The sequence below is a fragment of the Ferruginibacter sp. genome, assembly GCF_014377975.1.
Taxonomy (GTDB): domain Bacteria; phylum Bacteroidota; class Bacteroidia; order Chitinophagales; family Chitinophagaceae; genus Ferruginibacter.
This window is the reverse complement of record NZ_JACMOO010000011.1, coordinates 1-25,086: the sequence shown is the minus strand read 5'-3', so window position 1 is coordinate 25,086 and position 25,086 is coordinate 1. Positions and strand designations below refer to the sequence as shown.

The following is a 25,086-nucleotide window of genomic DNA, read 5'->3' as shown; positions in this document are numbered from 1 at the left end:
ATTCCAAATAAATTGTTTACAAAAAAAATAAAAATTGTTGCTGCAATAAATAATAGCGTAAAAATAAATATTGGTTATACCAGGTTGTTTTTAAACCGCAACGTTGTAAACTCTGTATATTAATTACACATTGCAATTAATCAGAAAATAAACCAGGCGAAGCATAACTTTTATTTTTTTGACCTTCGCAGCGGGACTACAGATTTTTTGCGGAAAAATGGTTACAGTTTATATTTAAATGCTGTTTACCTGCTGTGTGGTTTCACTGCATTGGTGAATGGTGATTTGTTGATAGCAATCATTGTTTATTATGGTGCCCGTTATTTTCTTTCATCATTTTTGTTATCATGTCCCTCCATTGGTTGATGATATCTTTTTGTTTTAGTTGATGGCGGATGGTATTTACTATCCAATAAGTCAGCCGTGAAAGATAAAGATTTACTATGGATGCTTTTTCTGTTTTATGGTAGATCAAAAACAAACTGGCAGATTTTAAAAGCCAGTTTAATGAAGAAATATATACATCCAACACAGAGCTTGAAAACGTCCAAGAGCAAACCGGCATCGCTAAAAAAGTATTGCAATTAATAAGAGAAGTTACCTGGTGAAGTAAGGAAAGGTAAAAGTTGGAAACGACCAAACTGTTTAAAATATTTCAAGAATAGCCGTTTTATGTAGAGATCCAGATCGATTATTTAAAAGCGTTTACTGCATACAACAAGGCGCAGTTTAATTTGAAAGTGGAAAAGAGTGAGGTATTATAATTTTTTTATAGCATTATTTCTGCAACAACTATTTTAGATTAATTAGCATACCCAATTATATTCTTCCTGTTTCTCACAGGCTATATTGGGATTACCTGCAGCAAAATGCTCAAAGGAAAATTGACTTAAAAAGGGTTACGGAAAAAATTGTAAACAACTTGTTAAACGCTAGAAAATTGCGCTGCTTATTTTTTGAATTATTTAAATTTAAAAGTTTTGTCTATCCCACTGCATTACACTAAAAAGTCCGAAAATATTTTTCTAAAAAATAAATAAAAGCAACACATTTAAGAGAGTTGAGGAATGATGTTTGTATTTATTAAATGATTGTTTTAGAAGTGCTGTTCAACCATGTATTAAGTTGACAGTATTTCATCTTTCATTTAAATATCTTATTGTGGAAAATAACGAAAAAAATGCCCCGGGTTGTCCCGGTATTTTAGGCAAATGGACATCTAGTGCAAAATCTGGTATTGGAAAATCGCTCGGTTCTAATAGCCCCATCAATTTTACCATCAGCCATGGCATTTTAAATGAAATTTATTTTCCAAGGGAAGACAATGCGTGCATCCGCGATATGGGAATGCTCGTAACCGACGGAAAAGAATTTTTTTCAGAAGAAAAAAGGGATACACAGCACGAAACTCAAATGATGGGAAATGGTATTCCCGCTTTCAAAATAACCAATACCTGCAACAACGGAATTTTTAAAATAGAAAAGGAAATATTAACCGACCCACGCAGGAATACTTTTTTACAAAAAACAAGGTTCACAACTTTAAAAGGCGATAAAAAAGACTATGGGCTATTTGTGTTGCTGGCACCGCATATCGGTAACCAAAGTGCAGACAATACCGGCTGGTTGGGCGAATACAAAGGCGTGCACATGTTGTTTGCAAAAAGGGAAGGTATTTCCCTCGCCCTTGCCTGTTCGTTGCCATGGAAAAAAAGATCGGTAGGTTTTGTGGGAACGTCCGATGGCTACACCGATTTGGCTGCCCACAAAAAAATGGAGTGGGAATATCAAAAAGCAGCATCTGGCAACCTGGCCCTGACAGCGGAAATAGATTTAAGTAATGCATCGGAATTTACATTGGCCATTGCCTTTGGCCGTGACGCTGATGAAGCTGCGTTGCATGCGCATGCCAGCTTATTGGCGGGATTTGAATCATCCAAAAAATTATACATCCGGCAATGGGAAGATTGGCACAAATCCATCAATAATGGTAACCCGGAAGATTTGAAGTCTGGCAAATTGTTCAGAAACAGTATTGCGGTAATGCGCATGCATGAGGCTTTTCATTTTCCGGGTGCAGTTATTGCCAGTATGTCCATCCCCTGGGGCAACACCAGAGGCGATGGTGATTTAGGCGGTTACCATTTGGTTTGGCCCCGCGACCTGGTAGAATGTTCAGGCGGATTTTTGGCTTTCAATGCCCGTGAAGATTGTTTAAGGGTGCTCCATTATTTAATGGCTACCCAGGAACCAACTGGTTGTTGGCCACAAAATATGTGGTTAAAAGGGACATCATATTTAAATGCACTGCAATTAGACCAAACAGCATTCCCTATTTTACTGATTGGCAGTTGCATTAAAGAAAATATGCTGGATGATTATCTAAAAGGGATTGCATGGATAACAGCTAAAAAAGCAGTGATTTTTCTGTTACGCTACGGACCATTATCGCCGCAGGAACGATGGGAGGAGGAGAGCGGTATTTCTATTTCAACCATCGCCACCTGTATTGCAGCTTTATTGGTAGCTGCGCAATTGGCCGATAAAAATAATGAAGCTGTGTTGGCCCGGTACTGCCGGGAAACGGCCGATTATTGGAACCATAAAATTGAAGACTGGTTATATGTTACTGATACGCCACTGGCACAAGAAGTGGGCGTTAAGGGTTACTATATCAGGATAAATCCCACAGGTTGCTTTTCGGGCCAACTGGATGGACAGATACTTGGATTAAAAAACAGGCCCGATGATAAAAAAAATATAGCATTAAACGAACTGATAAGTGTGGACGCACTGGCACTGGTGCGCTTTGGATTGCGCAGCGCCGATGATCCTAAAATATTGGATACCATAAAAGTTATTGACGCAAAACTAAAAGTGGAAACACCCACTGGCCCCTGCTGGCACAGGTACATCAATGATGGATACGGCGAACAGGAAGACGGAAGCGCTTTTGATGGAACGGGCATTGGCAGGGCATGGCCGTTACTTACAGGCGAGCGGGCGCACTATGAAATAGCCGCTGGTAATATGAAAAAAGCCAGGGAGCTAATGCAAACAATGGAAAGTTTCGCCAGTCACGAACTTTTTTCTGAACAGATTTGGGATACCAACGATATACCCGAAAAAGAATTATTTTTTGGAAAACATTCCGGTTCTGCTATTCCATTGGTTTGGGCACATGCCGAATACGTAAAGCTTTGCGCTTCCATCAACCAAAAAAAGGTTTTTGATATGCCGGACCATACCATGGAACGCTACATCAAAAAAGGTACAAAAAATAAATTGGATATTTGGCGGTTTATGTTCCCTTGCAACGGAATAGTCAAAGGCAATTCACTTAGGATTGTAACGGAAGCAGCCACAAAATTGTGTTGGTCTGTTGATGATTGGCAAACTGCCAACGAAACGGATAGTGCTGATACAGGATTCGGTATTTATTACATCGACATACCGTCAGAAAAGCTTACCGGTAAAGAAATAGTGTTCACCTTTTTTTGGAAGGAAGCCGGCCATTGGGAAAACAGGAATTACAGTATCAGCGTCAAATAAAAATTTATACATCAAGGAAAATTTCCGTCTCTAATGTCATTGGCACCGAAAATGGTTGCGATACTTTGTTCCCAGTTTAGGTGATATAAAATTGGCCCATTCGTTTTCAATATTGTTTTACAATTGCCAGGTGGCAGTTTAATTGTTTATCTCGTTGCAATGATTTTTCCATTGTGGACAAAAAACCCCGAAATAAATTATGTGGTAACAGTGCCGGGGAAGTCTGGGATATTGGTACTATTTGGAATGGAATTTTTGTTGATATGGCCGGTGTTATTTATGGGGATAAAAAAGTTGAAATAAGTTCACGCCCGTTGTAGTCTCTTCTTTAATTACACTTATCATCACTTTTTAAGCACCTTTCAGTGGTATGAGCATGAATCATACACGAACATTTGCTTCAGCTATTGTAGCGGTTAATTGGAAAGATTTTTGGTTGTATTGCACTACTCCGCTGTTAGGCATGTTGTTTGGTAAATTTATTTTTAGAAAGATGAAGGATAAATTTAAAAATAATGCTGATGGAGCTTTATTGGTTCATAAATAATTCTTTTGTGCTTAAATTTTATTGATGCAATATCTTACTTAAAGTAACCTGATAAAGATGCAAAAAACCATTTTGCTACAATATTTTAGCAATCCTGCTTCGCAACAAGCAGAAAAAATAAGCAGCCTTTTACATTCCTTCAATATTGCGGCAGGGGGTATGCTTTTATTAGTTATTTTTTTGGTAACTTATATATGTATAAAATTTCGCCACCGAAAGGGCGATGATGTTGAACCAAAACAAACAACCGGCAGTGGTAAACTGGAAGCATTGATGATTGGTGTTCCGGCACTATTACTGATTTATTTTTTTTATGAAACAGTGATAACTGTAAAAGCAATTTCTCCAACTGTAAATGCTTCGATGAAACCAGACGTAATTATAACCGGCCATCAATGGTGGTGGGAAGTGGAATATCCTTCTACAAAAATGGTGACGGCAAACGAAGTACATCTACCGGTGGGCAAACAGCTTTTGCTGGAATTGCGAACTAAAGATGTGATACACGATTGGTGGGTACCCGAGTTGGGAAATAAAATGGACATGATTCCTAACCGTACAAATTTTTTATGGGTAAATATTAATAAGCCGGGTGATTATATTGGTGCGTGCAGCGAGTTCTGTGGGGCACAGCATGCGTGGATGCGGATAAAGGTAGTAGCACAATCAACAGCCGATTATAATAATTGGTTAATGGCAAATACTAAAAAGGCCGCAGAACCAATGGACAAAGAGGCTATAGCCGGAAAAGAATTATTTCAGAACAAAAGTTGTGCAGGTTGCCATAGAATAGAAGGGACATCTGCCATTGCTGTGGTTGGCCCCGATTTGACACATTTGGCCGGCCGGCAATATCTGCTAACCGGACTTTTAGCAAACAACGAATCAAATTTAAATGATTGGATCAATCATCCACAACAGATAAAACCTGGAGCTCACATGCCCGATTTTATGTTGGAAAAAGATTCACTACGGGCAATTGCACATTATCTGTCACAACTAAAGTAACGTATGGAAGCATTGGTTGAAATACCAGATCCATTAAGATCGTTCCCAAATTTGGGAGAAAGTTCTGATCAGGGGCTGCTGCAATGGATTTCGGCTGTCGATCATAAAATGCTGGGCATCTTGTACCTGTTGGTGTCATTGTTATTTTTCCTGATTGGTGGGGCAGAAGCATTGCTGATGCGTATCCAATTGGCGCAACCGCTCAACCACTTTTTAAGCCCTGAAACTTACAACCAGATTTTTACCATGCACGGCACAACTATGATTTTTTTGGTTGCGATGCCGGCTGTATTTGGGTTTTCGGTTTACATGGTACCGTTGATGATTGGTGCCAATGAAATGGCTTTTCCAAGATTGAACGCATTTAGTTTATGGCTTACTTTTTTTGGCGGTCTATTATTGTATTTCAGCTTTTTAGCAGGTGGTGCGCCAGACGCGGGATGGTTCAATTATGCGCCGCTAAACCAAAAAAATTATTCCAGTTCGCCAGGCATCGATTATTATGCCATGGGTTTATTGATTACGGGTATTGGTAGTGTTACTACTTCTGTCAATCTAATTGTGACCATTTTACATTATCGGGTTAAAGGAATGGCGCTTAATAAATTATCCTTATTTGTCTGGATGGTATTTGTCAATTCTTTTTTATTATTGGCTGCTTTTCCATCTTTGAATGTTGCCTTATCAATGCTTTTATTGGACAGGCAGTTCAATGCCCATTTTTTTAATACTGAAAACGGTGGTTCCGCGCTGTTGTGGCAGCATCTGTTTTGGCTGTTTGGCCATCCCGAGGTGTATATTTTGATTTTGCCGCCATTTGGTATTTTGTCAGAAGTGTTTCAGGTGTTTTCCCGCAAGCCTATTTTTGGGTACTCCTACATCGCGGCTTCTTCTGTAGCCATTGCCCTGCTTGCGTTTGGCGTATGGATACACCACATGTTTGCAGTTGGCCTGGGCAACACGGTCGATGCGTTTTTCTCCGCCAGCAGCATGCTCATCGGCATTCCAACTGGTATCAAAATTTTTAATTGGCTAGCAACCATGTACGGCGGAAAAATACGTTTTTCTGTATCCATGATGTTTGCAATTGCTTTTTTGGTAGAATTTACGATTGGCGGATTAAGCGGTATTGCCTTTGCAATTGTGCCGATAGACTGGCAGTTGACAGACACGTATTATGTAGTAGCGCACTTGCATTATGTGTTCATTGGTGGTACTATCTTCGGTTTGTTCGCTGGTCTGTTTTATTGGTTTCCAAAAATGACGGGGAAAATACTGGATGAAAAATTGGGCAAATGGTTTTTCTGGTTATTTGTGATTGGCTTTAACCTTACTTTTTTGGTGCAACATTTACTGGGTTTAATGGGTATGCCCAGAAGGGTTTTTACTTACCCCAATTTGCCTGGTTATGGTACACTTAATTTTGTTTCAACCATGGGTGCTTTTACTATGGGCATTTCAATGCTGTTATTTTTATACCTCATCAAAAAAAGTATTAAACAGGGCAAACCTGCGGGCAAAGATCCCTGGGACGCTATTACTTTAGAATGGACAACTTCATCACCACCAGCTTTAAAAAATTTTGATGAAGTGCAGGTTGTTGAAAGCACAAGACCGTTATGGGATATTAAACATCAAAATAAAGGATGATGAACAGAACAATGATGAAACTGGTAGTTGGCACTGAAGCGATGTTTTTTTTATCGTTGATAATAGGTTTTGTGTACATGGCGTATAACGCCGGTTTTGAACCGCACCAGGTAGAGCAGCTTAATATTGAAAAAACAGGTATTTTCTCGGTAATGTTAGTTGCCAGCAGTTTTACTTTAATGCTGGCCGAAAATAAATACAAACATGGTAAAATAAATAGTTTAAAAATTTGGTTGGGTATCACCATTTTACTGGGTGCAATTTTTTTAGTTGGCCAGGGCAATGAGTACGCTAACCTCATTCATAAAAACATCACACTCAGCGGCAGTATTTTTGGTACCAGCTTTTATGCGCTTACCGGCTTTCATGGGCTGCATGTTTTTATTGGGTTGGTTATTTTATCCATTATGTTGTTACTGGTTTTTTTGGGCGATTTTAACCGGCCAAACTCAAGTGCCATCAGCACAGTAGCTATTTACTGGCATTTTGTAGATATTGTTTGGGTCATTGTTTTTGGGGTGGTGTACGTATTGCCATTTTTTAATCATTTTAAAAGATAACCCATGCACGATTTATTTTATTATTGGAATTTTGATTGGGTGATAGTCACCCTTATCCTGCTGCTTTGCGCTGGTTATTTTTATACCAATTTTTATAAATTAAATAAGCAGGCGATTTATTTTTTTACAGGTATTTTTTTAGTGATAATCTGCACTTTATCGCCGCTGCACTTTTTGGGTGAAAATTATCTGTTCAGTGTGCATATGGCCACGCATACCATTCTTTTATTGATTGCAGCGCCTTTGTTGCTGGCGGGTTTTCCTGTAGAAAACAGGTGTAAAAAACAATTTGATTTTATCTCCGGCAAGGCAGCGAAATTTCCTTTTTTGTTTTGGATAGCAGGCGTTGGCATAATGTGGATCTGGCATATTCCGTCCATTTTTAATCAAATGTTTTTAATGGATGGAATGATGATGATGGGAGAAACCCATCAAATGGGCATTTTGCATTACGTTCACCTTATTAGTTTACTGATGGCAGGAATTTTATTTGCATGGCCGGTTATACGCCCTGATGTAAAAAATAAAATGCCTGCATTGAGTGCTGTTTTATACCTTTCTTCGGCCTGTGTGTGCTGTTCTTTATTGGGGTTGATGATAACCTTCGCACCGCCGGGCACTTACCCGCATTACGAAAACGTTCACGATATGTATGGTTTTTTACCGACTATCCGTAACAACTGGAATATTTCTGCAGCCATCGATCAACAAATGGCCGGCCTTATTATGTGGGTGCCTTGTTGTTTTATTTACCTCTCTGCCTGTATGGTTATTTTGATAAAATGGTTCAACTGGCATCAGCCTGTTACATTGCCAAAACTTGTAAAAAATTAATTTGATGGAAGAAAATAAAAAACCAATAAAAGAAATGGTGAAAGCCAAACCTGAGATATTGCTGAAGCCAACTTACTGGCCATTTTTTATGGCGCTGGGATTAACTTTTATGGGCTGGGGCTTGCTTACTATCTGGCTGATTTCGTTAGCCGGTTTCATTACTTTTATCATCTCACTCGTTGGGTGGATAAACCTTATACGCCATGATTGATAAGACAAACGAAAAACAGATTTCCAGAAAAAAATTTATGCTCAAATTAAGTCTGGGCCTGGCTGGGGCATGTGCCGCTTTGGCGGCAATTCCCGTAATGAGCGCTTTGCTGGCACCCATCTTAGAAACGAAAAAGGCACAATGGCGCAACGTGGGCAATCCTGAAGGTTTTGAAATTGGTAGTACCAGTCTGGTAAATTTTACCAATGCTGATCCGGAACCTTACGCAGGTGTAACCGCCCAATCTGCAGCCTGGCTCAGGCGTACGGACAAGGATAATTTTATTGCCTTTGCCGTTAACTGTTCGCACCTGGGTTGTCCGGTTCGTTGGGAAGCACAGGCGGAATTATTTATGTGCCCCTGCCATGGCGGCGTTTATTACAAAGATGGTACGGTAGCCGCAGGGCCACCTCCAAACCCACTTACAAAATATGATGTCAGGGTTTCCAATGGACAGGTTCAGATTAAAACGGCATCGCTTCCCTTCACAGCATGATTACTTTTCAATGAAAAAAATCTTAAAAAAAATATGGGCCTGGCTCGATGACAGGATAGGCATCACCGGGTTGCTAAAGCCATTGCTCAACCACAAGATTCCACCCAGAAAATTGTGGAGTTATGTTTTTGGAAGTGGCACGCTTTTCTGTTTTTTACTGCAGGTGATAACCGGCGTATCATTGTCGTTGCTATACCAGCCGTCTTCCAACAACGCATACCAGTCATTGGAATTTATTACCAATAAGGCTAAGTTTGGAAACGTATTAAGAGGCATCCATTATTTTGGCGCATCGGGCATGATTATTTTGGTGGGCGTTCACATGATGCGGGTGTACATCACGGCTTCTTATAAATTTCCCCGCGAAATGAACTGGATAAGTGGTGTATTTCTGCTACTGCTTACTATTTTTATGGGCTTTACCGGGCAGTTACTTCGCTGGGATTCTAATGGTGTCTGGTCGTCGGTTGTGGCAGCGGAGCAGTTGGGAAGAATACCTCTAGTGGGTAAATACATGGCCCGTTTGCTAATAGGTGGCGACACCATTGGTGGCCAAAGCCTTAGCAGGTTTTATTCTTACCACGTTTTTATTATACCGGCGCTGATGTTTACTTTTATTGGTCTTCACCTGTACCTCGTTTTAAGAAATGGTATTTCAGAACCACCCAAAGCGGGCCGTTTGGTAGATCCTGCTACTTATCGCCAATGGTATAAAATATTTTTAAAAGAAAAGGGTGTTCCATTTTGGCCTAATGCTGTTATTGGTGATGTTTTGTTTAGTTCTGTTATTATTATGATTATCCTTGGCCTTGCATTTATTTTTGGCGCGCCAGCACTTACCGGTCCGCCAGACCCTTCCATGGTACATACTTCACCTCATCCGGATTGGTACATGCTGCCATTTTTTGCGCTTTTCGCTTTAATGCCTAAACGTATAGAATCTATTGCCATGATGCTTGGGCCTGTGCTTACAGTAGTTGGTTTATTGGCAATACCTTTTTTATCAAATAAAGGCGAGCGTAGCCCTTTAAAAAGGCCGTGGTCGATGTTTGGTGTAATCATTGTGCTGGTTTTTGTAACCAGTTTGCTGGTGTTGGGATTAAAGGCTCCATGGTCGCCAAAATTTGAAACCAAAGCATTGCCCTTGGCGGTTATAAAAAATAGCCATGGCGATACTTCCGTTGCACATGGCGCGAATCTCTTCTATGTAAAAGGGTGCCAGTATTGCCACACCATGCACGACTATGGCGGCAAAGCCGGTCCAAATCTTACAAACGTTGGTAATAGATTATCGAAGGATGAACTGGCCATCCGGATTGTAAACGGCGGTGGAAACATGCCTGCATACGGCAGTATACTTAATAAAAATGAACTGAGTAATCTGGTCGCTTTTTTAGCGGCTCAAAAATAACAGGTATAGTAATTGATGATTGCTTCTGTTCCGTTTACTTTCATTCGCTTAACTAATACAATAATATGATCAAATGGCTTAGAAAAAGCTACAATATTGTGGTAAACAGTATCGCGTTTTTCCCTGCCATCATAGCGATAGGTTTTCTGCTATTGTCCTGGGCCATGCTTGAACTCGACTTTTCAGCGATGGGTAAACAAATCAAAGGCAATTATTCATGGGTCAGGTTAAAGGATGCCAGTACCGCCCGTTCCATCGTTTCCACAATTGCCAGTGGCATAATCTCGCTTACGGTTTTTAGCTTTTCAATGGTAATGATCTTATTGAACCAGGCAGCTTCGCAAATGAGCAACCGCATGCTGGAAAGTATGATAGGTAATCGCTTTCAACAAATTATACTGGGGTTTTATATCGGCACCATTGTGTATGCACTTTTTTTATTAAGTACCATCCGCGATATCTACTCCGGTGTGTATATACCTGCATTAAGTATTTATTTGTTGTTGTTGTTAACGGTACTTGATATTTTTTTATTTATTTATTTTCTGCATTATGTTACTCAATTAGTAAAATTTGAAATCATTATCGGGCATGTAGGAAAAAAGACTTTTAAAAGTCTTAAAAAAGCATGTTTTGTTGAACAGCCCTTTCCGTTTGAACCACAGGGAAACCCGCAGCATATTAATGTACCTGATTCAAATTTTTTTCAGGAGTTTAATAAAATGGCGATGCTGGAATTGGCAGTAGAGTTTGAAGGCATGATAAGGTTTTTGAAACCTGCCGGAAGTTTTTTATTAAAAGGCATACCACTGCTGGCTTTTTTTGGTACAAAAAAATTAACGGAAGAAGATAAAAAAAGAATTATTGACACGGTTGATTTTTATAAAGGACAACCCATTGAGAAGAATCATTATTTTGGTTTTCATCAATTGGCAGAAGTGGCTATAAAAGCATTGAGCCCTGGTATAAATGATCCTGAAACTGCAGTACTGGCCGTCAATGCGTTGACAGGGCTGTTTCTTATTAGGATGGAAAATATTATAAAAACAGTTTTTGAAGACAACGATGGACATGCAAGGATAAAAACCTGTGAATGGGATTTTGAACCACTTTTTTTGGAGTGCTTCCAACCGATATGGGAATATGGAAAAAAAGATTTATACATACAAAATGAACTGAGGAGTACAATGGAGCAACTGAAATATTCAGATAAAGATGGCCACTACACTGTGCTTTATGATAAATTTTTAGGATTGATTAATGCACAGGTTGCGGATAACGTATTCACAACTATAAAATAAGCAGGTAAGGATTACCGGCGAACAGCCGTTAGTAATTTTTTATATTTTTATCATACTGCCGCTGCCTGTATTTTAGTTTTTATCATTTTTACTGATAAAGTAAGAAAAAAAGGATTGCAGAAAATATAGTCCGCCGCAAGGTCTGGTGATGATATCCTTCGATAATAATTGTTAAATGGAGATGGTGCTGGAAGAGTGTTTATCAATTGAAATGCTGGTTTCTGACTCAACAAAATACATATCTACTTCCCCCACATTTTTGGCATATATTTTTCCGCGGTAGCTGCAGGAAAATTCATTTTTTACCAACTCGTATACAGAGGCGGATATATTTACCTGTTCAGGTTCTCCATTACTTTCGAGTCTGCTTGCGATATTAACGGTGCTGCCCCAAATGTCATATGCATATTTTTTTCTACCCACAACACCAGCCACCACGGGCCCAACGTGAACGCCTATGCGCAGATCCCATGGCTCCAGCCCTGCTGCAAATTTTCTTTTGTTATTTAGCACAATGTATTCCTGAATTTCAAGACTGGCTTTTACAATATTGTAGGCATGTTTTTTATCAGGAGTTGGTATACCCCCTGCGCACATATACGAATCTCCGATAGTTTTAATTTTTTCAAGGCCGTACTTTTCAATGATATTATCGAATGCTATAAAACAGGTGTTTAATTCTTCTACCAATTGCTGTGGCGACATTTTATCGGCATGAATGGTAAAGCTTTTAAAATCAGTAAACATCACTGAAACCGATTCGTAATTTCTGGGGGTGGCCTGTCCTTTTAGCTGTAATTCTTTTGCTACTTCCGAAGGCAGAATATTTAATAATAAATTTTCTATCTGAACTTTTTGCTGGTCAAGAATTTTATTGGTTTTAACCTTTTCGCGATAGTTTCTAAAAATAAGCAACGCTATTAAAAAAACCAATCCAAGACCGGCGGCGAAGGCGTTTCTGGCAAATTTTTGCCGTTCAATCTGCAACTCATTCAAAGCCTTCACTTTTGTAAGTAAATTAATTTCTCCCTGCTTTTTTTGCAGGTCAAAATCGTTCTGCAGGCTTCCTAATTTTTTATCGTTCGCTATATTATACAGCGTATCCTTAATGTTCGAAAATAATGTCTGGTATTCAAACGCATTTCTATAGTCGGCAGAATATGCATATGAGAAAGACATTTTTTCATAAATATCCTTTAATTGGGTATTGGCACTCAATTCTAAAGCCGGAGATTCGGCCTCTTTAAAATAAATAATGGCATTTTTAAAATCCCCTTTCTTTACATAAACTTTACCCAATCCGATCAGGGAATTTACAATAGAAAGTTTATTGTTTAGTTTTTTTGCAATAGTCAATGCCTGGATATGATTCTGCAATGCCAGATCAAAATTTTTCTCATTGTTATACAATTCGCCGATAGCATTGTAAGCATTTTGGCTACCTTCAGCATTGCCGTATACTTTCAACGCTTTATTAAAATAAACCATTGCTTTTGCATGATCCTGCTTATCAGCATAAATAGAACCGATATTTACGGAAATAGCGCCTAACTCTACTTTTCTACCCAATGCTTCGGAAATGGGCAGCGCCAGTAAATAATATTGAAGTGCTTTATCGTGTGTAGCTGGCTTATTGTTATATACTCCTCCCACATTGTTAAGCGTGGTCAGCATCCTGAGCTTATCACCGGAAAGTTCTGCATACTTTAAAGACTCCAGGTAGTTTTCAAGTGCCTTTACATCGTCCCCCTGCTCGTAATAAACAACGCCCATATTACTGTACACATTGGCAATGCCCACATTATCTTTTATCTCTTTAAAAAAGTTTAAAGACTGGCGGTAATAGTCCAATGCTTCCAGATATTTGCCCTGATAATAATAAGCGATACCTATATTTTTTAATGCGTACGCTTCACCTTTGGGAAAATGAATATTATCTGCTATTCCTTTAGCCTTAACGGCAAGGGCAATGGCTTTTGCCGGCGAATCAGCAAAATAACTTTTGCTTTGATCTAATAAAATATTTACAAGAATGCTGTCTCCCCCACCTGTTTTTTTTACTGCATCGGTTTGCGACCAACCCTTCAGAGAAACAGATAAAAGAGACAGACATAGAATTAATTTTTTATAGTTCATGTCAATCATTTAACACTATAGATTTTTATAGTGAACTTGATATTTTTTACAAAGTACGTTGATCGTTTCCCTTTCTTTGCCTGTCATTTTATTCTTTTACAATATTAATGTTTTTATAACCATTTTCACCCTTCACTTTTATAAAATACATACCACTCACCAACCCGGATAAATCAATTTCTATGGAGTGCTTTGAAACCTGTCTGACCAGTTTTACAGGATGTTGCCTTCCATAGGCATCTATTAGCAATAAACCCTTCACATTGATGATATCATTGGATAGATAGATAGTAGCCAGGTTCCGTGCAGGATTTGGAAATACATTTACATTGCCTGCCGGATTTTTTTCGGGCTGTACTATTTTCGAAGCATTCTGTACTGCCGTCGTATTGGTATTATCAGTCCTTCCCCCTGCATAATTGACACACTTATACGATGAAGAACTGGCAGTAACTGATTCCACTATTTTAGTATTTCCACTATAAGTTCCCAGCGACAATTTCAGTGTGCCGCCATCAAAAAGAACATTGTAATGCGTAATTCCCGGTACAAATATCATCGGCTGCATAGACCCATCGAATGAACCGGTGGAAGTAAGCTTATTATCATTTCCAATGGGTACATAGACGGTAGTTGTATTTTCATTTTCGGCATAGAAATGTGCAATATACCTGCGGTTGGCAGGAAGATATGCGGCACCCCGATCTTCTACACAACTAAGACGGATGTCAACATCTTCAGCTCCTGACCCTTTTGGATTTACATATAAATTACCATTCGTAATATTGACTGTGTAGTTGGTTAAATCCAAAGATGGTTGAATACAATACACACCTGCTGCACCAGTATAGTTAGGATTTAGCGTATAACTTACGATGGGATTGTCTCCGTTTACTAACCCTTTAATTGTTGATGTAAATATTGGTTTAACATCTCCTTTAAAAATCACCTTATCATCTGCTTTTACAGACAATAGAGCTTTTGTAATAGCAAAAACCGATAAAGGTGCAGTGGTAGCAAGAACCAGGTTGTAGTTAGTACCGGCAGATAAGGTACCAAGGGTATAGGCATAATTACCCACATCGCCGCCACTTACACGGGCTAATACTCCTGTAAAGGTTGCCAAAGGGTAGCTGCCTGAATAAGTAAATGCCACCGGATCTGAATCACCATAAGTTTTACTTTGACCAGTGTTAGGTGATATAGTGACTGTTTTTATTGTAATAGCAAAACTGGATACTGGCTCAGTGGCGGAAAGAACCAGGTTGTAGTTAGTACCAGCAGATAGGTTACCAAGCGTATATGCGTAATTACCCACATCGCTGCCATTTACCCGGCCTAGTGCTCCTGTGAAAGTTGCCAAAGGATCGGTACCTGTGTAAGTAAATGCTGCTGGATCTGGATCACCGTAAATTTTATTTTGCCCCGCGGTTGGTGATATAGTGTCTGTTTTTGCAGTAATGGAAAAAGTTGAAAGGGGTGTTATAGTAGAAAGACTTAAACTATAATTAGTTCCGGCAGAAAGCGTTCCCAATGTATACGCATAGGATCCAACATCATTGGTACTTACCCGGCCAACCGCTCCCCTAAAGGCAGTAGTATTTAATCCAATATTATTACCAAAAGTAAATATTGGATCGGCTGAACCAAATATTTTAGTTTGGCCTGAAGCTACGGTAATAGTAACCGGTGCTGGAAGTATTGTTATGATACCCGCTATATGGGTTATATCCAAATTATCGTCCAAGAGCGTTCCGGGAATCACAAACTGGTTGCCCGCTTCAAGACCTGTAATCATATTCAGCGATTTTAATGTACTTATCCCCAGACCAATTTCACTTGAATCTACTATCACTGCATCTTTGTTCTGATTGTTTACAATCGGCACGGCTTGACCATTTACAATAGTTACTGCCTGGCCATTTACGATGGTAACAGCCTGGCCATTTACAATAGTCACCGCCTGACCATTTACAATCGTTACCGCCTGACCATTCACGATTGTCACCGCCTGACCGTTTAAAATTCCAGAGGTTGTATTCCCGTTCACAATAGTCACCGCTTGCCCATTTGTAATGGATTCCATATCAACCAATCCTTTAGGCGTTGATTGAGACACAGAGCTCAGCATATAAGTCTGGGCCGAGTTATTATTAAAATCCAAAATTGACTCCTGGGTTATATCAACCACTTTGGTAGTTCCGGTTACATAAATGCCGTTTACCAGTGTTTTGTTAACGGTGTCGTGTGCATTTTGCAGCGTTGGTACTGTTGCCGAAAAACTTAGGTTACTCACCTGGGCAGCAGTCAAATTAATTCTGCTGGTATCAGTAACCGTTCCGTTAACAATGGTTACAGCCTGGCCATTTATAGTTCCGGTGGTTTGTGCACCATTTACAATCGTAACTGCCTGGCTATTTACAATTGGAACAGCCTGGCCGTTTACAATAGTTACTGCTTTACCATTCACAATGGTAACCGCCTGCCCATTTACAATTGGTACAGCCTGGCCGTTTACTATTGTAATGGCTTTACCATTTACCAACCCAAATATATCATTTCCCAATGCATCCTTCGCCAATTGGCTTTGATGAGTGGATTGAATACTAGTCAATAAACCCACAGAATCTGAGATATTTATTCCGCTAAATTGATAGGTAAACTGTATATCAGGAATTTTTTGCCCATAGACAATGGTGGAACTTTTGGCTGTAACAGTAACCGGTAATGTTGCAATGGTAATGCTTCCGGGATTGAACTTATAATTATAGAGTTCTAAAAGACCTATATCAACTGCATTTTTTAGATCAAATACCCGTGAAGGAACAATAGCATAAGTACCGACACTACTTCTGGCAGTTGCCGCTGAAATTAAGTTCATACCTGAAAGCCCTAAATCTGACAGGGTTAGTTGGGTATTTTGTAATGAAATACTATCTACCAGGATAGTAGTAGTAAAAGCAGGCAGGTCTTGCGCAAATTTCTTTGTTTTGTTGTCTGCAGAAATAATGATTGTTTTTTTAGCGATAGTAAAAAATTTCAGACTATCACTGGATCCGCCATCCAAACCACTTATACTGGCGGGAGGTGTATATACGCTTATTAAAGGATTGCCAATAAAAGGAGGCACTACAGCAGTGGCCGCACCTGAATTAAGTACTGTTGTGGCAAGGCTTGAATCTCTAAACTTTATTATTGAAGTAGGGCTTAAATTTACTCCTGTCACCGTTAATGTAAATGTAGATGTTCCCGGTACCACACCTGAAGGAACTACTAAATGAATCAGTGTTGGATCTGGTTTGGCAAATGTCCGCATAGCAGAATCGGCATTGACAAATCCATAACCTGAGGTAAAATCAAATCCTGCGGTATACATATCTGTGGCTGAAATCTGCAGAATGCTTCTAATTTCACCTGGTAAAGTCAATGGCTGATTTGAATACTTTTTCTTTCCTTCCATTATTAACGCAGCAACAGCGGCTGCATGCGGAGCCGCAGCCGAGGTTCCAAAGAAATTAGGATACCCATCCAGTGCATTGGCCGGATAATCAGGTCCTAAATTTACGGTAGTGTTGCCTCCATCCGGAGCTACCAGGTCAGGTTTTTTTCTTTGTTGACCGTTTACAAAAGTACCACCAATAGAAGAGAAAGACTCTACAGCTAATGGTCCGGGATATGGTGGTACTTTATCATACCTGGCTGCGCCCACTGCAATAGCACCTAAAGCATTTGCCTGTCCTACAAGCGTTGAAGAGCCAGTATTGTATTCGTTGATGGTAATATCACCCTGAAAAACGATGTACTTAAAACGTGCAGGATTACTGCCAGGTGTATTATTTGTAATTAAAATATTGGTGTTAACCGGACTGGTACCAGCTATTGTAAATGGTAATATTTCAATCGGATCACCATTGGTGTTGTTCCTGTTAAATCCAAAAAGGGATTTTCCATCAGGAGTTAAATAAATATCCAGATCGTTCTTTGTACCACCCCCTGAGGTTTGGCCCAAAGAATAAATATCGTCTAACCATTGAAGTACAATTGTATAGTTTCCTGGTTTGAGCGTAACGCTTTGCAAAGTATCGCCGCCTCCAAAATCATGTGCTTTCCCGGCAGGCGTGATCCGGTTAAAAGAATTTTCGTATGATTTATTGGCAAAATTTCCTGCTGCAGAAAAATAGGTGGTGCCTGATGCAGTAACCGCATCTACGGCTGCTGCTACAACACCGTCTTTAAGAAAAGGCTCGGTAATAAAGGTTACATCATCCACAATTATATTGCAGCCCGCCTGCTTTAATTCTCCGATACCCGTTGCAAAATCACCTGCGCTGATAAATCCGGTTCTGAAAAATAGTTCTGCTTTGGGAGCCACGTCATGCACTATTTGCAGCATGCCTCTTCCTTCATCGGTACGCTTAAAAGGAAAATCCTTCAAAACAGTTACCGGTATTGTATTCCCGTTAGGATTTCCAATGCCCGGCAGGTCGTCATTGGCAACGTCCTGGGCAGCGGTATTTGTTTTTGGATTGGAGGTGCCGGCAAGAATGGTATTATAGCTATCAGAAATTACCCCCACTTTAACTCCCGCACCCTGTAACTGGTATCCATTGCGAACAAGATTTGAACGCATGGCGGTATCACCCGCAGTTGTTACAATACCACTATTACCAAAAGCTGCATAATAAGGTCTGACATAAACAATCAAAGAAGTCTCTACATTTAATAATGGCAGTTTGCTAATGGGAAACAACCCCGTGATAATAAAATTACTGGATCCGTTACTTAAAAGATTTGTTAACCCGAAGGGAGCGTTGGTAAACTTTGCCAACGCTGCTGCGTATTGTCCTTCTACTGTAATGATATCAATATAGATGCTGTCATGTTGTACAGTGAAGAAGGGCGAAGGAGCCGCGTTCGGATTAAAATTATCATATATGGACTGCAATTCTGATCCAATAATACTATTATTTTTACCGGTTACAATAACTGTATCTGTTGAAGAGCATCCACTTCCTGAAGAAGCCTTAAATACGTAAGTTCCCGCCGCGGAAACAGTAATGGATGCTGCATTTACAGGTGAGGTGATTACTCCACCGTTTAATGTCTGCCAGCTAAAAGATACACCGGAAGTAGTGGATAAACCATTTAGTGTAGTTTGATTTACGAAGTCCAACGCTTTGTCTGCACCCGCGTTTACATTGGGTGGTGTACAGAAATTAAATGGGGCGAAGGTGATGGTGTTGTTTGACTGAATATTTACTTGTGTACCACTCCATAAAGCCCCTTTAATAGAGCTTGAACCTGCTCCCGAACCAATATTAATGGCAGCGAACGGCGCCCAAACTGAACCTACCCATTTGAATGGTTGCGCAGAAGATCCATTGGCTATATTCCAGGCAATTGGCCCGTAGGAACAAGTTGAACCAGTACCATGGGTTTCACTATAAATTCTTGATTCACTCCCTCCATTGATTATGCTGACCATTACTTTATTTAAATCCACATCCCCGTAAACATATATTTTGATGGTACCGACGGGATCATTTCCAAAATCAAAAACAAAATTATTGGTACTGCCGGAATTTTTTATTGAGTTAAAAACATATATCCCGGTGCCTGAAAGGGTAAGCGTTTTATTTCCTGCCAAACTAAGGTTACCAAATGACCCTGGCTTAATGATCAGGGAAGTAGTAATATTTACTGTTCCGGCAGTAGGAAAAGTATTGATTGCCGGCATTGAAGGAAGTACTGGAAGAGCCGGTTTACCAATTATATTTCTTGAGCCAATGGACGGTCCGGTGTAGGTTGTCCCGGCAGGATGTGTAACATTTCCTGATATATTTCCCAGGCCAATTATAATATTTCCATTTACATCAATATTGCCGCCAATATTTGTACTGGATCCTACTGAAAGAATAGTTCCTGCTGTATAAGGATAATTTGCTGCCGCAATTCTTCCGGTTACCACATTCCCGTTTGCAAGCTGAATAGTACCTCCGCTAAAAATATTTGTATTGGCTGTTAAGTTTCCGGTCGATTTTACCAGACCAAAACTGCCAATAGAACCACCTTGAATATTACACGCAGAGCCTATCTGAACAGCATAGCCAGGCGCTGAAGGCGCTGCCTGACCACTACTTTTACTGCCCCCAAAAATTACAAAATCTGAAATACTGGTCTGCTGTGCCAATAATTTTGCACTTAAAAAAAAGGAAGGTGCAATGACCAATAATAATTTTATTGATCTACTGAAGGTAGAAAATCGTCGCATAAAATAAGTTGTTAAAAAGTAAGTCTAAAAGATTAAGTTAACCAAGTTTAGCATAGAACTTATTTCAACAATTTACATGTTAATGGAGACAGCACAAATTCTTGCAGCTGCATCATTATTGTAAAATAAAAGGAAGGATTTATTTGTTAATTATAGGAATTGACTATAGAGAATACTTTTGAAACGTGAAGTATTGTAATTCAAATATAAACAATATCCGAGATAATTAATTATTAGGTTTTTATTTTATTTGCCTGAAATAAATTTTAAAAAAAACTGTTTACAAAACAGTCAATTTATAAATCTTCGCATAAAGTGTAAAATACTTTTGATTTTTACACGCAATCTATCGTTTTACTGTTTAATTTTTTTAGTTAAGTTTGTGTTAATTTATGTTAGAAAAAATATACGAGAATATACGCAAAGCTATTTTGCTAAAGCTGGCCCACGAACTAACTCATGATCTTTTGTATCATGGGGTGCACCATACCATTGATGTGGAAACGCAGGCAATAAGAATTGCACAAAGTGAAAAAATAACTGACCAGGAAGAGCTGTTTCTTTTAAAAACTGGTTGCCTATACCACGATACCGGTTTTCTTTTTACTTATCATGAGCATGAAACTGCAGGATGCGATCTTGCTAAAAAGGAACTGCCCGCCTTTGGCCTTACAAATAAACAAATTGATATCGTGTGCGGTTTAATAATGGCCACTAAAATTCCTCAAACACCGCTTACTGTACAGGAGGAAATTATTTGTGATGCAGACCTGGATTACCTTGGACGGGCAGATTTTTTTAACATTAGTCGTACTTTATTTGAAGAATTAAAAGCACGCAATTTTGTGGCCACTGAATACGACTGGAATGTAATACAAATTAAGTTTTTTAAACAACATAGCTATTTTACTACTACCGATAAAAAACTGAGAACAGTTCAAAAACAACTTTATCTTGAAATGATTGCCGCTGCTAACTCACCTGCTTAACCCTGCTTTTTTAAAAATCGTACATTTAAGCTGCGTGTTTCTTTGAAATACTAACCATAAAGTGCTGATTAATTTCAGCAACTTTTAGTTTACTGTTGCACAATAGTGATACTAAAATCAGCCAGCTAAGCTTCAATGTATTCGATTGACTATGAAAAATGATCATCAGTAAGCCCCGGCAGGTAACAGGGCAGGTATCGATGATTTTTACGACGGGGATATTGCCGTCTTAATCATTGTTGGTGTGACCGAAATTTGTAATTGTGCAATCAATAAATTAACTATCATTTCTTCCTGACCGCAATAAGTCTTCTCTTCTATTAGGTAACCTGTTTGCAACCGGTTGCAAAGCAGGTTGGGGCAGAAGCGATAACAATCCTTTTTTTACAGCATCCAATACTTTACTCCAGTTTTCTAAAGCGTACAATGTAGTTTTCATGCAATTTATGTTATGATTTTAAAAAGATCTTCCAGCTGTTCTGCATCAATTGCTGAAATGAAATATAAAGGAATTACCAAATTAAATTAACCCTGATTTTAGTTTGGAATCTGGATGTTATAAGATTGTTTATAACATAAATTAAAAACAAACAGCATAAAAATAATCCGTGTATAATTGTTAAAGGCAGTGGCAAATAATACCAGCACCGGCAAGGCAACTAAATGAGTAGTTAGTTATTCAACAACAGGTAATACGTTGTAAAGGAATTGGTTAGAAGCAGCTAAATTTTAGCAGTAAAAATTAATGTAGGGATTAATTAGTTCTGTTTTATAAAGTAAGCAATAAATTTTTGCAGAGGATGGAAGGTAGATATTTTTAACAGTAATTGACCATAAAGTTATCGAAAAATTTAATACTGCCCAACATTGATGACTATTTATCTTCGGTTGCTGTCAAATCTTACGCCGTTTGGTTTAAAAACCCACCGGGTGCAGCCGTTGAAAGGAAAACTCCCAATCGATTTATTAGCTTGGCATCTTTTTAAAACAAAACTGCCCCAAAGTGGGGCAGTCGGTAATTCATGTGACAATAGTGTGTTTATTTCACAATTACTTTAATACTAGTTGTTTTTTTATCCGGTGCAGTTATTTCCAGTTGATATATCCCCGAAAGCAGTCTGGTATTTGGCTCAATGGTTTCCGTACCCGTGCCTGCCAGATGATCAATATAGCTGGTGCCTAACACCTGTCCAAGATTATTAATTAACCTGGTACCATACACACCCTTTGGCATGCTATTCATTTGCAGGTGAAGGATGTTTTCTGTAACCGGGTTAGGGAATACATACATGGCTGGTGTACTCTTGTTGAGCTTTACCTTAACCACATTGCTGTAACCAACCACATTGTTATTGCTAATACTGCGGATGCGGTAATAGTAATAACCCAATGCAGGTGACACATCCAGCCAGTTGTATCCAACCGATGTTGCATTGTTGCCCGAACTGGCCCTGTCGGATACTTTGGTAAAATGATTCCCATCGGCAGAACGTTCAATATCGTACCCTTTGATGTTTGTTTCGCTGGCCACATTCCATTCTACCGCTATATCGCTGTTAAGCACGTTGGCCGTAAGACTGGTGTACACAACAGAGGGTTTAAACACCACTTTAAAGCGATCCTCTGCTCTGGAAGCTACATCCGGCGTTCCTTCAAAATAAAACCGGGTAGTACCGTTCATATTGATTGGGGTAGCCTTGTTCAGAAATTTATCTTCTATAAAACCTGCCAGATTATCCTGTTCCAGATTATCAGCCTCAAATTCAAACTGGTATTTTAGTTGCTTTGCTCTGGAGAATTTGTAATAGATCGTATCTTCTTTGGTAAGTACCGGTCTGAAGCTTACAGCCAGTGAAGTTTTGCCGCTTAATATACCAAAGGTTTCATACACATTGCCAAATTTTAAGGCATCCTCTAAGTCTACACCTGCGTTATAACTGTTATCAAATTTTGCCAGATTACCATCCGCTAAAACTGTATTGCCATTATTATCTATCAGGTATAAATTGGTTCTGAAGGATTGGGATACCGTTGGATTCATTGGTCTGAAAAGACTTAGATTATTAATACTGGATTTTGATTTTTCTGTAAATAATATTGACGGTGAAACTCCGGATGTTTTTACAAAAAATGCCTGGCTGGATTGAATAATACCTGTTTGGCCACCAGGACGGTTCGGTGTTCCATAGTATATTCCTGAATTAGGAGATGTCTCTAACATGGTTACATACGCTCCCTGTTGGGTGTTAATATTGGGGTCAAACACATAGAATTTTTTGCTTAAATTATTCAGGGTAAGTTTAGCAAAATCTACAGGAGATGCATAAGGGTTACCTATAAGGGTGTACCCTCCCAAAGTTGCTGTTGCTGAAAACTGCTGATTTCCGGTTTGCAAAGCACCCGTGCTGCTTAAAGTTGTGTTGTTGCTGGAAACAGCATCGAAAAGAGTAGGTCCGGGTAACCGGTCTCCTCTTACAAAAATCAGGAATCCTTTGTTATCAGCAGTACCCGTAGAACCAGAAAGCGACAAGGTTTTGGTATTGGGTACATAGGCAAGCTCCGATCCAAGCCTTAAGGATGTATTATTACGCGGGCTTGGGTCTAATCCGTTTGTGGCTATATTAGCTCCCGGGCCTGAAACATAGGTTCCTCTTCCAGAGATATAAGTGCCTGCATTTTGCCAGGTGTTAAACACGCTGCCCGTGCCAGACAGAGGCACTGTTACAAGGCGCCATGCCCGGCGGGCTGGATAATAGCGCTCTACTGCTACCTTGCCAGTAAAATGATTGCCTGAATTTACACCATTATTTGTGATATCACCTACCATAGCAGTACCTGATGCACTAGATATCAATACTATATTATCGCCTGTATTTAGATTGGCGTTACCTACATTGCCAAAGCCAAGTACACCGGTTATGTTTAAAGGAATTCCTGATCCTGATACAGTAAGACCGCCGGCATTGCTTACGGTAAGGTTTTTTAAGGTATTACCAACAAACAGGCTACCGGAAAAACTCTGGGCGGATACACCGTTAAAATCAAGCGTACCGTTACTTACATCAAAAATTCCAGTGTTCGTTATAGTACCTGCTATCTGCAAAATTCCGGAACCGCTAACGGTTAAACTAGCAGTTGGTTTAATGATTAGATTAGTTATGGCTAAAGTGCTTGTGCTTACAACAGGATTGTTAGTTGTTACAGCAGGAATAGTTACATCCGGACAAGAAGTTGAAGGTACCAATCCATCGGCCCAGTTGCCACCTGTATTCCAATCGTTGCTAACAGCTCCTGTCCAATAATTATGAATACCTACTAAGGCTATTGAAGAATTTACATTACCACAACCATTTCCTACCACTACGCGGTAACTGGTAGAAACTGTTACATTGGTATAGGTTAGTGTGATGGAAGCGTTTGCAATAGAAGTCCAGCTAGTACCTCCATTGGTAGAATATTCCCAATGTTGAATGGTACCGGTTTGTCCCGAAAGGGTAAGTGTTCCATTTCCACCACTACAAATAGATACAGTGCTGAGTAGCGTGCCGCCCGTGGCAGCAGCTTGTATGGTAATGGTGCCACCAATAGTTACTGGTGCGCAGGAAGTTCCCGTTGTGGTAATTATATAATTGTAAGCGCCGTTAGCATCATTTGGTGTACCATTAATTGTAAAAATATTGCCAACCAATGCACCGGTAACACCATTAGGTGCACCTGAGAGAGTAGCACCCGTTGCCGTACCGCCAATGGTATAAGTGATTGCTGACATGGCCGCATTATTACAAACTGACGGAGAAGCTACACCAGAAGTAAGACTAATAGTTTGCGCCTGTAGGGTAATAGATCCTGTTATTGTTGCGGAAGCACAGCCTCCACTTGTTGTAATGGTATAACTAAATGTACCACTTACACCAGGGGATGGCGTACCACTAATTGTAAATACATTGCCACTAAATGCACCACCAACACCTGCCGGTAATGCACCTGAGGTAATCGATGCATTGGTAGCATTTGAAATACCATAAGTGATTGGTATTATACTGCTGTTGTTACATACAGTTTGTGCATCTGTTCCATTTGCAGAAGAAAGCGTAATACCTGCTGCAGGTGTAACAGTTAT

At 39.5% G+C, this 25,086-nt stretch carries 17 protein-coding genes; 12 read left to right on the top strand and 5 right to left on the bottom strand.

From position 1 onward, the window contains the following. Nucleotides 1-298 precede the first annotated feature (298 nt). Complete coding sequence (locus H7254_RS00965; protein WP_301931194.1) at nucleotides 299-475, bottom strand: hypothetical protein; 177 nt, start codon at nucleotides 473-475, stop codon at nucleotides 299-301. Nucleotides 476-1,161: 686 nt separating this feature from the next. On the opposite strand from H7254_RS00965, the gene H7254_RS00960 reads away from it, so the two are divergent. The 11 genes from H7254_RS00960 to H7254_RS00910 all read left to right on the top strand — a co-directional run bounded on the left by H7254_RS00960 (nucleotide 1,162) and on the right by H7254_RS00910 (nucleotide 11,570). Then, on the top strand, nucleotides 1,162-3,552 hold the full coding sequence (locus tag H7254_RS00960) for a glycoside hydrolase family 15 protein (RefSeq protein WP_301931193.1): 2,391 nt from the start codon (nucleotides 1,162-1,164) through the stop codon (nucleotides 3,550-3,552). 173 nt (nucleotides 3,553-3,725) lie between these two features. Beyond that, nucleotides 3,726-3,872 (top strand): hypothetical protein, encoded by a 147-nt coding sequence (locus H7254_RS00955; RefSeq protein ID WP_301931192.1) that lies wholly within the window; start codon nucleotides 3,726-3,728, stop codon nucleotides 3,870-3,872. A gap of 50 nt (nucleotides 3,873-3,922) precedes the next feature. Next, entirely contained in the window at nucleotides 3,923-4,099 is a 177-nt protein-coding gene (locus tag H7254_RS00950; protein ID WP_301931191.1) for an aquaporin, read from the top strand. A gap of 57 nt (nucleotides 4,100-4,156) precedes the next feature. Next, nucleotides 4,157-5,107, top strand: coding sequence for a cytochrome c oxidase subunit II (gene coxB / locus H7254_RS00945; protein ID WP_301931190.1), 951 nt, complete (start codon nucleotides 4,157-4,159; stop codon nucleotides 5,105-5,107). 3 nt (nucleotides 5,108-5,110) lie between these two features. After that, the gene (gene ctaD / locus H7254_RS00940; protein ID WP_301931189.1) at nucleotides 5,111-6,757 is read left to right on the top strand and encodes a cytochrome c oxidase subunit I; all 1,647 of its coding nucleotides are present in this window, start codon (nucleotides 5,111-5,113) and stop codon (nucleotides 6,755-6,757) included. Continuing rightward, nucleotides 6,754-7,317: a heme-copper oxidase subunit III gene (locus H7254_RS00935; RefSeq protein WP_301931188.1), complete on the top strand. Its 564-nt coding sequence runs from the start codon at nucleotides 6,754-6,756 to the stop codon at nucleotides 7,315-7,317. Before ctaD ends, H7254_RS00935 begins: the two co-directional genes overlap by 4 nt. Nucleotides 7,318-7,320: 3 nt before the next feature. Then, nucleotides 7,321-8,151, top strand: a complete 831-nt coding sequence (locus H7254_RS00930; RefSeq protein ID WP_301931187.1) for a cytochrome c oxidase assembly protein — start codon at nucleotides 7,321-7,323, stop codon at nucleotides 8,149-8,151. A gap of 4 nt (nucleotides 8,152-8,155) precedes the next feature. Next, complete coding sequence (locus tag H7254_RS00925) at nucleotides 8,156-8,362, top strand: hypothetical protein (protein ID WP_301931186.1); 207 nt, start codon at nucleotides 8,156-8,158, stop codon at nucleotides 8,360-8,362. Between the two features lie 37 nt (nucleotides 8,363-8,399). Beyond that, nucleotides 8,400-8,858 (top strand): ubiquinol-cytochrome c reductase iron-sulfur subunit, encoded by a 459-nt coding sequence (locus H7254_RS00920; protein ID WP_301931185.1) that lies wholly within the window; start codon nucleotides 8,400-8,402, stop codon nucleotides 8,856-8,858. A 10-nt stretch (nucleotides 8,859-8,868) separates the two neighbouring features. Further along, the gene (locus tag H7254_RS00915) at nucleotides 8,869-10,269 is read left to right on the top strand and encodes a cytochrome b N-terminal domain-containing protein (RefSeq protein WP_301931184.1); all 1,401 of its coding nucleotides are present in this window, start codon (nucleotides 8,869-8,871) and stop codon (nucleotides 10,267-10,269) included. 65 nt (nucleotides 10,270-10,334) lie between these two features. After that, entirely contained in the window at nucleotides 10,335-11,570 is a 1,236-nt protein-coding gene (locus H7254_RS00910; RefSeq protein ID WP_301931183.1) for a DUF2254 domain-containing protein, read from the top strand. Nucleotides 11,571-11,741: 171 nt separating this feature from the next. Here H7254_RS00910 and H7254_RS00905 read toward each other — a convergent pair whose 3' ends face one another. Both H7254_RS00905 and H7254_RS00900 read right to left on the bottom strand, forming a co-directional pair. After that, on the bottom strand, nucleotides 11,742-13,706 hold the full coding sequence (locus H7254_RS00905; protein WP_301931182.1) for an adenylate/guanylate cyclase domain-containing protein: 1,965 nt from the start codon (nucleotides 13,704-13,706) through the stop codon (nucleotides 11,742-11,744). A gap of 88 nt (nucleotides 13,707-13,794) precedes the next feature. Beyond that, complete coding sequence (locus H7254_RS00900; protein WP_301931181.1) at nucleotides 13,795-19,977, bottom strand: MBG domain-containing protein; 6,183 nt, start codon at nucleotides 19,975-19,977, stop codon at nucleotides 13,795-13,797. Nucleotides 19,978-20,369: 392 nt separating this feature from the next. On the opposite strand from H7254_RS00900, the gene H7254_RS00895 reads away from it, so the two are divergent. Continuing rightward, nucleotides 20,370-20,966 carry an HD domain-containing protein gene (locus H7254_RS00895; protein ID WP_301931180.1) on the top strand — a complete coding sequence of 199 codons (597 nt, stop codon included), beginning with the start codon at nucleotides 20,370-20,372 and terminating at the stop codon, nucleotides 20,964-20,966. 277 nt (nucleotides 20,967-21,243) lie between these two features. Here H7254_RS00895 and H7254_RS00890 read toward each other — a convergent pair whose 3' ends face one another. Both H7254_RS00890 and H7254_RS00885 read right to left on the bottom strand, forming a co-directional pair. Next, nucleotides 21,244-21,405 carry a hypothetical protein gene (locus tag H7254_RS00890; protein ID WP_301924003.1) on the bottom strand — a complete coding sequence of 54 codons (162 nt, stop codon included), beginning with the start codon at nucleotides 21,403-21,405 and terminating at the stop codon, nucleotides 21,244-21,246. Nucleotides 21,406-22,005: 600 nt separating this feature from the next. Beyond that, nucleotides 22,006-25,086 (bottom strand): T9SS type A sorting domain-containing protein (locus H7254_RS00885; RefSeq protein ID WP_301931178.1); only part of this gene is annotated, 3,081 nt, incomplete at its 5' end.

Excerpts from the sequence above, each read along its gene's own strand:
- H7254_RS00950 (WP_301931191.1), top strand. The coding sequence starts at position 3,923 with ATGAGCATGAATCATACACGAACATTTGCTTCAGCTATTGTAGCGGTT.
- coxB (WP_301931190.1), top strand. The coding sequence starts at position 4,157 with ATGCAAAAAACCATTTTGCTACAATATTTTAGCAATCCTGCTTCGCAA.
- ctaD (WP_301931189.1), top strand. The coding sequence starts at position 5,111 with ATGGAAGCATTGGTTGAAATACCAGATCCATTAAGATCGTTCCCAAAT.
- H7254_RS00935 (WP_301931188.1), top strand. The coding sequence starts at position 6,754 with ATGATGAACAGAACAATGATGAAACTGGTAGTTGGCACTGAAGCGATG.
- H7254_RS00930 (WP_301931187.1), top strand. The coding sequence starts at position 7,321 with ATGCACGATTTATTTTATTATTGGAATTTTGATTGGGTGATAGTCACC.
- H7254_RS00925 (WP_301931186.1), top strand. The coding sequence starts at position 8,156 with ATGGAAGAAAATAAAAAACCAATAAAAGAAATGGTGAAAGCCAAACCT.
- H7254_RS00920 (WP_301931185.1), top strand. The coding sequence starts at position 8,400 with ATGCTCAAATTAAGTCTGGGCCTGGCTGGGGCATGTGCCGCTTTGGCG.
- H7254_RS00915 (WP_301931184.1), top strand. The coding sequence starts at position 8,869 with ATGAAAAAAATCTTAAAAAAAATATGGGCCTGGCTCGATGACAGGATA.
- H7254_RS00910 (WP_301931183.1), top strand. The coding sequence starts at position 10,335 with ATGATCAAATGGCTTAGAAAAAGCTACAATATTGTGGTAAACAGTATC.
- H7254_RS00905 (WP_301931182.1), bottom strand. The coding sequence starts at position 13,706 with ATGAACTATAAAAAATTAATTCTATGTCTGTCTCTTTTATCTGTTTCT.
- H7254_RS00900 (WP_301931181.1), bottom strand. The coding sequence starts at position 19,977 with ATGCGACGATTTTCTACCTTCAGTAGATCAATAAAATTATTATTGGTC.
- H7254_RS00895 (WP_301931180.1), top strand. The coding sequence starts at position 20,370 with ATGTTAGAAAAAATATACGAGAATATACGCAAAGCTATTTTGCTAAAG.
- H7254_RS00890 (WP_301924003.1), bottom strand. The coding sequence starts at position 21,405 with ATGAAAACTACATTGTACGCTTTAGAAAACTGGAGTAAAGTATTGGAT.